The sequence below is a fragment of the Dietzia sp. HMSC21D01 genome (genome assembly GCF_001815995.1).
Classification (GTDB): domain Bacteria; phylum Actinomycetota; class Actinomycetes; order Mycobacteriales; family Mycobacteriaceae; genus Dietzia; species Dietzia cinnamea.
Map to the genome: position 1 here is coordinate 1 of NZ_KV823826.1, position 12,202 is coordinate 12,202.

10 protein-coding genes and 1 pseudogene are annotated in these 12,202 nt (G+C 67.2%); all 11 read left to right on the forward strand.

From position 1 onward, the window contains the following. Positions 1-531 precede the first annotated feature (531 nt). A pseudogene (locus tag HMPREF3086_RS17915) lies at positions 532-657 on the forward strand (acetyl-CoA C-acetyltransferase); the annotation flags it as partial. Positions 658-1,030: 373 nt separating this feature from the next. After that, a complete protein-coding gene (locus HMPREF3086_RS04960) occupies positions 1,031-1,810 on the forward strand; it encodes an ABC transporter ATP-binding protein (protein ID WP_109149116.1) in 780 nt (259 codons plus the stop codon). Next, positions 1,807-2,532: an ABC transporter ATP-binding protein gene (locus HMPREF3086_RS04965; RefSeq protein ID WP_070720490.1), complete on the forward strand. Its 726-nt coding sequence runs from the start codon at positions 1,807-1,809 to the stop codon at positions 2,530-2,532. The genes HMPREF3086_RS04960 and HMPREF3086_RS04965 overlap by 4 nt, the downstream gene beginning before the upstream one ends. After that, complete coding sequence (locus HMPREF3086_RS04970; protein ID WP_061229818.1) at positions 2,529-3,470, forward strand: branched-chain amino acid ABC transporter permease; 942 nt, start codon at positions 2,529-2,531, stop codon at positions 3,468-3,470. Before HMPREF3086_RS04965 ends, HMPREF3086_RS04970 begins: the two co-directional genes overlap by 4 nt. Next, positions 3,467-4,594: a branched-chain amino acid ABC transporter permease gene (locus tag HMPREF3086_RS04975; RefSeq protein ID WP_083324314.1), complete on the forward strand. Its 1,128-nt coding sequence runs from the start codon at positions 3,467-3,469 to the stop codon at positions 4,592-4,594. The genes HMPREF3086_RS04970 and HMPREF3086_RS04975 overlap by 4 nt, the downstream gene beginning before the upstream one ends. Beyond that, positions 4,594-5,877: an ABC transporter substrate-binding protein gene (locus HMPREF3086_RS04980; protein WP_083324315.1), complete on the forward strand. Its 1,284-nt coding sequence runs from the start codon at positions 4,594-4,596 to the stop codon at positions 5,875-5,877. Before HMPREF3086_RS04975 ends, HMPREF3086_RS04980 begins: the two co-directional genes overlap by 1 nt. Positions 5,878-5,911: 34 nt before the next feature. Then, a complete protein-coding gene (locus tag HMPREF3086_RS04985) occupies positions 5,912-6,511 on the forward strand; it encodes a TetR/AcrR family transcriptional regulator (protein ID WP_061229815.1) in 600 nt (199 codons plus the stop codon). 42 nt (positions 6,512-6,553) lie between these two features. Then, positions 6,554-8,062, forward strand: a complete 1,509-nt coding sequence (locus HMPREF3086_RS04990; protein ID WP_061229814.1) for a carotenoid oxygenase family protein — start codon at positions 6,554-6,556, stop codon at positions 8,060-8,062. After that, on the forward strand, positions 8,059-9,597 hold the full coding sequence (locus tag HMPREF3086_RS18905) for an alpha/beta fold hydrolase (protein ID WP_168169057.1): 1,539 nt from the start codon (positions 8,059-8,061) through the stop codon (positions 9,595-9,597). Before HMPREF3086_RS04990 ends, HMPREF3086_RS18905 begins: the two co-directional genes overlap by 4 nt. Position 9,598: 1 nt before the next feature. Beyond that, the gene (locus tag HMPREF3086_RS05000; protein WP_168169058.1) at positions 9,599-11,107 is read left to right on the forward strand and encodes an aldehyde dehydrogenase family protein; all 1,509 of its coding nucleotides are present in this window, start codon (positions 9,599-9,601) and stop codon (positions 11,105-11,107) included. 1 nt (position 11,108) lies between these two features. Then, positions 11,109-12,176, forward strand: coding sequence for an alcohol dehydrogenase catalytic domain-containing protein (locus HMPREF3086_RS05005; RefSeq protein ID WP_070720496.1), 1,068 nt, complete (start codon positions 11,109-11,111; stop codon positions 12,174-12,176). Positions 12,177-12,202: the final 26 nt, after the last annotated feature.

Consider the following 12,202-nt stretch of genomic DNA (forward strand, 5'->3'; position numbering starts at 1 on the left):
CACACCGTAGCCCCAAAACAGGGCCCGACCGGCCATTACGTTAACGCCGATAACTTATCTTATGTAAAGCTGTAGTTTGCGTATCGCATCAGATGAATCATTCGCCGAACCTTGAGCAGCCCCTCGTGCGCAGCTTCAGGGTCGGTCCCTACCTGCAGAATCATCTTCTCGGGGCGACGTCACCGTACAGACGCAGCCCGGACGCCGCGCCTGTAGGAGGCCTCATCGTACACCTCGACACGTTCTTGACCTGCATGAATCATCATTCCGCCTCATCTGATGCATCATTGAATCAGCAGGTGAAAGGGACTACCGAAGGCTTGCGATGCGCTTGGGCGGTCGCCCCTGCCAGCGCTTCGGGACGCGAACACGGCCGGAGCTGATACGCAGACCTTCCGCCAAACGATGCCGAGGTGCGCATACCGCGAACTCGACCCGTCCCGAACAGCTGACACGTCTGTCCACTATTGGCGATTCGCTGGACGAGGGCGCGGAATGACCGCGATTCGATATTGTGTCTTGGCGCGGGCTGCCCCGATCGCGCGGGTGCACACCGCGTCCCTGGCGGGCGATGACCCGGCCATCATGCTCACCGCGCCCATCCCGGCCACGGCCGAGGCCCTGCAGAAGTCCGGTCTGTCGCTCGACGACATCGGGCCCGGCGGGCCGGCTTCGGATCCGGCTTTGGCTTTGGCTTCCCCTCGACGATGTTCTCCGAATCCGTCGACTCCACCCGAAAAATTCCAGCCAAACTCGCCCAACCGAGTCCGCATCCTCCCGCGGCTGCCGATCAGCGCCTCTCCCCCGCCGCCACCCGAACGGCCGGGCTATCTCACCACCGGTCGGCGACACCCCGAGCCCGTATTGATTCTGTCCGAACTCGACACGACGATCGGCGAGTTCATCAGCGACAAGTATCACCACCGCACCCACCCGGAGATCTACGAGAGTCCGCACCGGGCCTGGCTCGGTGACGGGTGACTTTCTGGTACTTGACTTTACTGTAACGTAAAGCGGTATGGTGTGGCCCATGACACAGATAGAGCTGCCTCCCGTGATGGAGGTCACCTCGCTCCGGGTGCAATTCAGCGGAATTGTCGCCGTGGACGACGTGACCTTCGACGCCCGAGCCGGGCAGGTTCTCGGGCTCATCGGCCCCAACGGCGCGGGCAAGACCACGACCTTCAACGCGATCACCGGGATGGTCCCGTCCACGGGGACCATCGCCTTCAACGGGACCGAGATCTCAGGAATGCGAACCGAGCAGATCGCCCGACTCGGCATCGCCCGAACCTTCCAACACGCGGCCGTCGTCCCCGAGTTCACTGTCCGCGACAACGTCCTCATCGGCGCCCACCGGCATGGCCGCTTCGGCTGGATCCGCAGCGGGCTCCGCCTCGGTTCCGCGAAGGAGGCCCGTGAGGCAGCCGAGCGCGCCGACAGTGCCATCGAGAGGCTGGGCCTGCAGTCCATCGCCGATCGCACCTGCTCCGAACTGGGACTGCCCAACCTCAAGCAGGTCGAGCTGGCCCGGGCCATCGCCTTCGAACCGCGCGTCCTCCTGCTGGACGAACCGGCCAACGGGCTCACCCACTCCGAGGTCGACGAGCTCGCCGAGAAGATCGCCGGCCTGCACCGCGACAGCGACCTGTGCATCGTCCTGGTGGAGCACCACATGGGGCTCATCCGCGCCGTGTCGGACAAGCTCGTCGTCCTCAACTTCGGTTCCGTCCTGGCCCAGGGCGAGCCGAACGAGGTCTTGAGCCGAGCCGACGTCGTCGAGGCCTACCTGGGGGTGGGAGCGGCATGAGTGCACTCCTCGACGTCCGCGGCCTGAACGCGTCGTACGGAGCCATCCGGGTCCTCCACGGTGTCGACCTCAGGGTCGCCCCCGGGGCCATCACGCTTCTGCTCGGCGCCAACGGCGCCGGTAAGACCACGACGCTCCGCGCCATCAGTGGGACCGTCAAGGCCACCGGCTCCATCAAGTTCGAGGGCAAGGAGATCCTCGGCCGTTCGCCGTCCACAATCGCTCGCGCCGGCATCGCCCATGTCCCGCAGGGGCGCGGCACCTTCGCGGAGCTGTCGGTCCACGAGAACCTTCAGACCGGCGCGATCTTCCGCAAGGACCGAGCCGCCGCGACCAAGGAGATCGACCACTGGTTCGAACGGTTCCCCGTCCTGGGCAAGCGGCGCAGTCAGCCCGCCGGGTTGCTCAGTGGCGGCGAGCAACAGATGCTCGCCATCGCCAGGGCCATGCTCAGCGCCCCTAAGCTCCTCATGCTCGACGAGCCATCACTCGGCCTCGCGCCCAAGATCGTCCGCGAGATCCTCCAGTTTTTCGGGGAGATCAACCGGGAGTCAGGCATGGCGATTCTCGTTGTGGAACAGAACGCAGAACTCGCCCTCGAGTTCGCTCACCACGGGTTCGTCCTGGAAGTCGGACGAACCGCCCTCGCCGGTACGGCCGAGGAGCTCAGCGGTAACCCGGCCGTCCAGCAGGCCTACCTCGGAGGGGAAATCGCCAAATGAACGCCATTTTTAACGCCGACTACTTCCAACTCAACATCGTCCTGCAGAGCCTGATCAACGGCTTGTCCAACGGCGTCCTGTACGCCTTCCTCGCACTCGCCCTGGTCTTCATCTTCAAGACCTCCAATCAGCTGAACTTCGCCCAGGGCGAGATGTCGATGGTCGGGGCGTTCGTCGTCTTCACCATCTCCAGTCTCCTCGGCGTGAACGTGTGGGTCGCGATGCTGCTCGCCATGGTGGTGATGTTCCTCATCGGTGCCCTGGCCTGGCGGTTCCTGCTCAAACCGGTGCCACAAACCAGCTCCTACGCCCCGTTGATCGTGCTTCTGGGCCTCTTCCTCCTCTTCAACGCCGGAGCTGCGGCGATCTGGGGTACCGGCACCGAGCGGGGACTATCCCCGCTACCCAACGGCCTCGGTGACCAAGTCGAACTCCTCACCGGCGTCCCGGTCGTCCACATCACCTACTTCACGCTCGGCGGCATCGCCCTGCTGTTGGTGACCTTCACTGCGATCGAGCTGTGGCTGAACAAGACCAGGATGGGCCTGGCATACCGAGCGGTGACCTCCAACCCTGAATCGGCCACCTACCTCGGCATCAGCCGCACCCAGCTCCTCACCATCGGCTGGGGCCTCGCCGCCGCCATCGGCGTATTCGTGGGCGTGTTGTTCTCTCAGCAGGCTGGCATCCTCCACAACAACCTGCTGATCAACGGCCTACTCTTCGGATTCGCTGCAGCGGCACTTGGTGGATTCGACAGTCTGCCCGGCGCCCTTATCGGCGGCCTGGTGGTGGGGCTGCTCGAAGCGACCGTCCCCAGCGCCATCAACTTCCTCGGCCCGGAACTCAACGTCGCCGTCGCTCTGGCAGTGATCTTCCTCGTCCTCGTCCTCAAGCCCAGCGGTCTCCTCGGATCAGCAAAGGTGGTCAGACCATGAATTCCACGGCAACAGCGCCCGCACCACACGCGGGTGCGACCGGCGCCGCCCCCGTGCCGGCCCCGCAGTCCAGGACCAACAGACTCCGTGCCCTCGCGCGTCGGCCGTTCGTCACCGCCGGTCTGCTCGCAGTGGTGGCCGTCGCCATCGCATTCGCCCGTCCCGACTTCGAGTTGATCAGCTTCTCCAAGGCGGTCGTGTACGCCGTGGCGATCCTTGGACTGTCCGTGGTCGTCGGATTCAGCGGTCAGCTCTCCCTCGCCCAGGGCGCTTTCGTCGGACTCGGCGCCTACACAGGCGCGATCCTCGTCGCCGACTACAACTGGCCCATCTTGGCGACCATCCCGGTGGCCGCGGTGCTGGGCTTTCTGGCCGGCTGTCTACTCGGCCTGCCTGCGCTCCGCGTCAAGGGACACTACCTCGCCACCATGACGCTCGGACTCGCCATCGTGTTCCCGATGATCATCAAGCGATACTCGGACTTCACCGGCGGAGCCAACGGCAAGTTGGCCCGCGTCGACCTGGCGGCGCCCGAGTGGCTCGCCCTCACAAACACCCAGTTCCGCTTCCTCGTCATCTGTGCGATCGCCGGGCTGTGCTTCCTGTTCGTCTCCAACATCGCCCGCTCGCGTGTCGGCCGGGCGATGGCGCTCATCCGCTCCAACGAGTCCGCCGCGCTGAGCAACGGCATCGCCGTTCGCAAGCAGCGAGTCCTGGCCTTCGGTTATGCCGGCCTGCTCGGTGCCGTTGCCGGGCCGCTACTCATCATGGTTCTCGAGGTGGCGGGGCCGGACGACTACGCCCTGCTGTTCACGATCCTGCTCACCACCGGACTCATCGTGGGCGGCGTCAACAGTCTGTGGGGCGCGCTCATCGGCGGCGGCGTCATCGCCTTCCTCCCGTCCTTCACAGCGGACGTGGTCGGCGGGCCGCAGGCCAACATCCTCTACGCGATCGTCCTGATCGCGATGGTCTTCCTCCTACCTGGCGGGTTGGCATCGCTGCCGGCAGCGGTCCCCGGCTGGATCGCCAGGTACCGCGAGCGCGGATCCGCGCGCACCTCCAGAACGGCCGCCCAGGCCTCCGATACCTCTACCTCCCCGACACCCACAACCCAGGAGTGATGATGAAGAGCTTCACCAAGATGATCGCAATGTGCGCGGTCGGCGCCCTCGCCATGACCGGCTGCGCCCGCGGCGACTCCAGCTCCGAAGGCGGCACCGCCAGCGGACCGGTGCCCGCGGACTCCTGCCCGGCCGACGCCCTGGCCGCCGTGCTGGACGGCGAGCCGATCAAGATCGGCGTAAGCCTGGCGCAGTCCGGGCCGCTGGCCGTGGTCAACAACATCGCGCAGGCGATCGACGCGGTGTTCAAGGAGGCCAACGAGGCCGGCGGCGTCGAGGGACACCCCCTCGAACTAGTGGTCAAGGATGACGCCTTCGAAACCGCCCGCGCGGTCACCAACGTCCGGGAGCTCATCGACAGCGAACAGGTCACCGCGATGGTGGCACAGGTCGGAACCCCCCTGGTCGCCGCCACACAGCCGTTCGCTGAGGAGAGCTGCACCCCGCAGCTTTGGACCGCCACTGGTGTGTCCGACATCGCGGCCAACCCCGAGGCCCACCCCTTCACCACGGCCAACCTCATGCCGTACGAGACCGAAGCCGCGCTGTGGATCCGCTCGCTCACCGAGAGCGGCCGTGACGGCGGACGGATCGTTCTTGTGACCACGGACGACGACCGTGCAAAGGTGTTCGAGCAGGGCGTCCGCGACGCCGTCGAGGGAACGAACTTCGAACTGGTCGGCACCGAGCAGGTCGCCGCAGCCGCCCCGAGCGTCACTGCACAGATCAATGGGGCTATGGCGCAGAACCCGGATGTCGTCCTCCTGGGTACCAACACCACCGCATGCCCGCCGCTGATCACCGGTCTGCGCCGAGCCGACTTCGGTGGCCAGATCATCGTCAACAACACCTGCGCAGCCATGAAGTCCAACTTCATGCCCATCGGCGCCACCGCGAACGGCGTCCAGGTGCTCACCGTGACCGACGACCCCGCCAACCCGGTGACGGCCGAGGACCCGGAGATGCTCCAGTACCGCGAGACGCTAGGCAAGTTCGCTCCGCAGGCCGACGTCGACAGCTCCTACACTGCCGGCGGCTACCAGATCGGCAAGCTCATGCTCGACGTGCTCGAGCAGGCCGCCGGCCTGGATGGCGGCCTCAACCGGGTCAATGTCATGAACGCGGCCTGGACGATTGACACCGAGATCCCGATCGGTCCGGACGGCGCCAAGACCTCGCTCGACTGGGTGAACGATCCCAACTGGCGCGACGAGGTCCAGCTCATGGAGTACCAGCACGGGGAGGGCCTGAAGTCGGTCGTGGATGTTATATCCATCAACTGACAGCCTCTGAACCACCCTGAAAGGACCCACGACAGTGACTCAACAGACCCAGCCCGGTCGGCCCCGGAACGTCTCCACCGATGACGCGATACTGGAAGCCGCCGCGCTGCGGCTGAGCCGTGACGGCTACGAGCGCACCTCGATCGACCTGGTGGCCCGTGACGCCGGCGTGACCCGGCCCACGGTCTACCGGCGGTGGCCATCGAAGGACGAGTTGGTCATCGCCGCGGTCGCCAACCAGATCAAAGGCTCGGTCCACGAGCCCACGGGAGACCTGCGCCGCGACCTCATGGACCAGGCCGAGTCGCTGGTCGAACGCTGGTCGAGCAACCACTACGTCGGGATGCTCGGCACCGCGATCGTCGAACGCCGACACCACCCTGCGATCTACGAGCAACTGCTGGAGAAGCTCGTCGAACCTCGCCGTCGGCAGATGCGCGACATCCTCGAGACCGCTCAGACCAATGGACAGGCCCGCCCGGACCTCGACATCGAGGTCATCGTCGCCATGTTCGTCGGCTCGTTCTACGCCATGACCATCGCCGGTCGCTGGGAGGAGGGCGAGAACTGGGCCACCAGGCTCACCGACACCATCCTCGCCGTCATCGCCCCTCCCGAACCCCCTCACGAGTAAGCACCGTTTCGGCCCGGATCGGGCCCGAAGGAGAGCAGTACCATGTTCGAAGTCAACGACACCGTCTACATCGATGTCCCCGACGACGAGTCCATCGACAATCCGTGGCTCAAGGGACCCTGGCGCCCCCAGGGCCGCGAGTACGCGGTGAGCAGCGACGAGCTCGAGGTGATCGGCACGATCCCCAAAGACCTTGACGGACTCTACGTGCGCAACACCCACAACCAGGCGCTGCTGCCCAAGGGCGTCTACCACCCGTTCGACGGCGACGGGATGCTCCACGCGGTCCGGTTCCGCGACGGCAAGGCCGAGTACCGCAACGCGTTCGTGCGCACCACAGGCTTCCTCGCCGAGCAGGGCGCCAAGAAGTCCCTCTGGCCCGGCATCATGGAGCCGGAGAAGTACGAGCGTCGCGGCTGGGGATCGATGGGCGCGATGAAGGACAACGCCGGCACCGACGTCAAGGCGCACGCCGGCAAGCTCTACGCCACAATGTCCCAGGGTTCGGAGCCGTGGACCCTCAGCCCCACCACCCTCGAAACACTAGGTCCCAATACCAACTGGGCCAAGTTCGTCCCGGGCGGTATGGCCTCGCATTACAAGGTCGACAACTCGACCGGCGACATGATCTTCTTCAACTTCGCCGAGAAGCCGCCGTACCTAAACTACGGCGTGGTGAACAAGGAGGACAACCTCGTCCACTTCGTACCGATCGATCTGCCGGGCGCCCGCTGGCCCCACGACATCGGCATGACCGAGAACTACTCGGTCCTGCACGACCTGCCGTACTTCTTCGACGCCGACCTGCTGGAGAAGGGCATCCGCCGCGGCAAATTCCACAACGACATCCCGGCGCGGTTCGGCATCATCCCCCGCTTCGGCCGCAGCGAGGACGTCCGCTGGTTCGAGGCCAAGCCGGCCTGGATCATGCACCTGGCCAACTGTTACGAACAGGGCGACTGGATCATCCAGGACGGCTGCATCTGGCCCGAACTGGTCAAGCCCCCGGTGGGCGGCACCGAGGCGCACGACATCTACGCACGCATCAAGCGCAACGTCGACGCCACAGCCACCGGCTCGCACATGTACCGGTGGATGTTCAACCTCAAGACGGGCGAGGTGCGGGAATTCCCGCTGGACGACGAGGTCACGGAGTTCCCCGTCATCTCCAACGACGTCCAGGGCCTGCCCTACCGCTACAGCTACAACGCCACGTTCCTGCCTGGAGAGTGGCTGCTCACCGGCCTCAAGCGCTACGACATGACGGAGGACAAGACCACCCGCCTCGAGTTCGGCGAGGGCCGCTTCGGCAGCGAGCCGGCCATCGCGCGGGGGCTTGACGCGACCGATCGCGAGGACGACGGCTACGGAATCACCTTTGTCACCGACATGGTCGAGGACCGATCGGAGGCGGTGATCTTCCGGCTCGACGACATGGAGTCGGGGCCGATCTGCCGGATCATCCTGCCCGAGCGGATCTCGGTGGGCACCCACGCCTGCTGGGTCGAAGGCGACCGCATCGAGGGCGAAGGGCGGGCGCTGGCCGTATGACCACCATCGTCTTTCTCCCCGGCCTCCACAACGACTCCCTAGTGTGGGACCCCGTGCGCCGCGCACTGCCCGAGCGCTTCGAGACGGTCGCCGCTGATCTGCCCGCCGTGCCGGACCTCGACGCGCTGGTCGACTCCGTGGCCGAGCAGGTGCCGCCCGCGTCCGTGGTTGTGGGGCACTCCTTCGGCGGCGTCGTCGCCATGCGACTCGCCGAGCGCCATCCGTCCCTGGTCGCGGGGCTCGCCCTGGTCAACAGTCCTGACGACGCGGAGGACGCGGACTCGGCGGCCCAGCGCGTGCAGCGGGCTGCCGATCTTTCCGACGAGCAGTACGAACAGCTCGCCGTGGGCCGGATGAACCTGGTGTTCCACGGTGAGCGTGCCGATGACCCGGCGGTCCGCGAGGAGCGGCTGCGCGGGGCCCGCGCATACGGCCCGCAGCGGTTCGCCGCCCACGCGGTGGCTTTGGGCCAGCGGCCGGACCGCGCACAGTTCCTCGCCGGACTCGACGTGCCGGTGCTGGTGGTGACCGCCGAGCACGATCAGGTCGTACCGACCGAGCGCCAGCGGGAATGGGCCCGGTCCAACGACGTCGAGTACGTCGAGGTCCCCGACACCGCGCACATGCTGCCGTCGGAGGAGCCGGGCCTGGTCGCGGACGCGATCAGCGACTGGTGGCGTCGCGCCGAGGCCGGTCGCGGACTGGTGGCGACCGCACTGCCCGAGGGGCCGCTGCCGGACTACGAGGTCGCAGGCAGCGGGGACACCACCCTGTTCCTGCTGCACGGCGCGTACGGCGACCGCTACTACTTCGAGGACTCGATCCGCCGCTGGACGGATGCGGGCCTGCGGGTGGTGGCGTGGACCTGCCCCGGTTACGGCGCCGGCGAGGAGGTCCCCGCCGGCTACGGCGTCCCGCTGCTCGCCGAGTACGCGGCGCGGCTGGTCCTGGCCGAGAAGACCCGGCACAACATCCTGCTGGGTCACTCCATGGGCGGCCTCATCGGCCCGCGCGTGCCGGCGCTGGTCGGCGACGCCCTGGACGGGCTCATCCTGTCCGCAGCGTCCCCCGGCTTCACCAACCGGACCGAGGAGGACAAGGCCAAGTACCTCGAGGAACGGGTCGAGCCCATCACGAAGGGCGGCCTCACCGTCCCCGAGTACGCCACCGGGCTGCTGACCTCGATGATGGCCCCCGGCGCGTCGGGGGCTCAGGTCGACAAGGTCTTCGAGGTGGTGTCCGCCATGAGAACCGAGGCGTTCCTGGCGTCGATGCAGGCGATCACGGAATACAACTCCGTGCCGTCACTGAAAACCCTGTCGCTGCCCACGATCATGCTGCCGGGAACTCACGATCCCGCGTGCAAGGCCGAGGGCATGCGCCGCATGCGCGACATGGTCGACGCAGCCCGTTACCACGAGTTCGCCGACGCCGGCCACTACGCCTTCGCCGAATCTCCCGCGGAGTATCACGAGGTCACCATGTCGTTCATCCGCGAGGTCGTGCCCGCCTCCGGCGCGGAAGAAGGACAGTGACGTGACCGATCTGCTGAACACCTCTGAGGCGACGGAGCGTCTGGCCACGGCTGCGCTGCCGGAGTCGCTCACGGTGATCGACGGCGATTTCGTCGACGGGGCCGGAGAGCAGTTCACCGTCACCTCGCCGGTGAACGGCGCTGTGCTGGGCACGCCCCGCGCAACCAGCCCGGCACAGGTCGCAGCGGCGACCCGGGCGGCTCGCGCGGCGCAGGCCGGGTGGGCCGCCACCTCCGCCGATGACCGTTCCCGCATGCTCATGCGGTTGGGCATGGCACTGATCGGGGATCTCGACCGGCTCGCGCACCTCATCACCCTCGACAACGGCAAAACCTATGGTGAGGCCGTGCTGGACGTGTATGCCGCAGCCGGGCTCCTGGAGTCCGCGGCCGGCTGGGCCACCCGGGTCAAGGGCACCACCATGGTCGAGGGCAGTGGCCTCGAGCGCCTGACGTGGCGCGACCCGGTGGGCGTGGTCGGAATCTTCATGCCCTTCAACGCCCCGCTCATGTTCTCCGCCCTCAAGGCCGGGGCGGCGATCGCGGCCGGCAACACCGTGGTGGTCAAGTCCCCTGACCAGAACCCGTACGCGGCCGCCGCGTTCGCCGAGCACGCGGCCGCCGTGGGCATCCCCGCGGGGGTGATCAACCTCGTCCAGGGCGGCGCAGAGGTCGGGCGCGCACTGGTGGAGGCCGACGAGATCGACATGCTCTCGTTCACCGGCAGCAGCCGGGTCGGCGTGATGGTGGGCGAGGAAGCCGTGCGGCGACACAAGCGGCTCATCCTGGAGCTCGGCGGCAAGTCGGCCAACATCGTCTACGACGACGCCGACCTCGACCAGGCGGTCACGGGCTCACTCGGCGCGATCTTCCGCAACAGCGGCCAACGCTGCTTCTCTGGCTCGCGACTGTTGCTGCAGGACGGTATCCACGAGGAGTTCCTCGGCCGCTACGTGGCGGAGGCCTCCGGGCTGAGAGTGGGTGACCCGTTCGACCCGGCCACCCAGGTAGGCACACTCATCACCCATCGCGACGTCGACCGCGTGCATCAGATCGTCGAGCGGGCACGGGCGCAGGGCGCCACGGTCCTGTGCGGTGGCGAGCCGGTCACCACGCCCGGCGGCGGCGCCCACTATCCGCCCACGGTGATCGACTGCACCGATGTGCCCGACGCCTCCGTGCTCAAAGACGAGGTCTTCGGCCCGGTCGTGGCCGTGCAGATGTTCTCCACCGAGCAGCAGGCGATCGAGCTGGCCAACTCCACCGAGTACGCGCTCGCCGGTGGCTGCTGGACTGGCGACATCGGACGCGCTCTGCGCACCGCCCGCGCGGTGGACGCCGGGATGTTCTGGATCAACTCGTACGCCGTGCACGGTGGCGTGGAGACCACCATCGGCGGACGGCGGGCCTCCGGGTTCGGCCAGGAGATGGGCGAGGAAGGCTTCCTCGCCTACACCAACGTCAAGAGCGTGCTGATCGATGCGCACGGCCCCAGTGCCAAGGAGATGTGAGATGAGCCAGTACCGCAAGGCGCGCGGCGCCGTGGTGACCTCGGCCGGCGGGCCCGTTCAGGTCGTCCCCATCGAAGTGCCCGAGCCCATCGGCACCGAAGTGCTGATCGCGGTCGAGGCGTGCGGGCTGTGCCACAGCGACCTGCACTACATCGACGGGAGCTCCGGAACGGACTTTCCCTACCTGCTCGGACACGAGATCGTCGGCCACATCGATTCCGTGGGACCCCAGGTCACCGGGCTGGAACCCGGGCAGCGTGTCGTCGTCGCCCTCATGGCCCCGTGCGGTGAGTGCGACCAGTGCCGTCGCGGCCGCGCGTTGTCGTGCGTCAACAAGATCCGGCCAGCCCGGTCGGCGCGACTGGAAACGGGCGAGACGCTCACCTCCGTGTTGGCCGCGGGCGGCCTGGCCACGCACGTCACGGTCGAGGCGCAGCACGTCTCCCCCATCACCGAGGCCCTCCCCGACGAGCAGGCCGCGTTGCTCGGATGCGGCATCCCGACCGGCTACGGGGCTGTACACAACACGGCCGGCGTGGTCGAAGGCGACGCCGTGGCGGTGATCGGCTCCGGGGGCGTGGGGCTGGCCGCCATCGGAGCGGCCAAGGCGGCCGGCGCTGGGCGGATCCTCGCGCTGGATCTCAACCCGGACAAGCTGGAGGAGGCCAAGTCCTTCGGGGCGACCGAGGTGCACGTACCCGGCCGGGGCGATCTGCCCACCGGATTCGACACGGTCATCGACGCCGTCGGCGGCGCGGCCACCCTGCGCACGGCGATCTCCCTGGCCGGTAGCGGCGCGCGCGTGATCCTCTCGGGGGCGCCCACGCAGACCGAGGTCGCCGACTACGGCATGCGCGAAGTCTTCCTCAAACGCCTGCGGATCGAGATCTCGCACTGGGGCGACTGCCTACCCGAGCGTGACCTCGCGGCCATCACCGCGCAGGTCGAGGACGGGTCGTTCCCCATCGCCCGGTACGTCAGCGAAGTCGTGCCACTCGACGACTGCGCGGCCGCCTACGAACGGCTGCGCGAAGGCAAAGTCCTTCGCTCGGTGATCCAGATCAGCTAGGAGACTGCTGAACAAAGTGCGTGTAC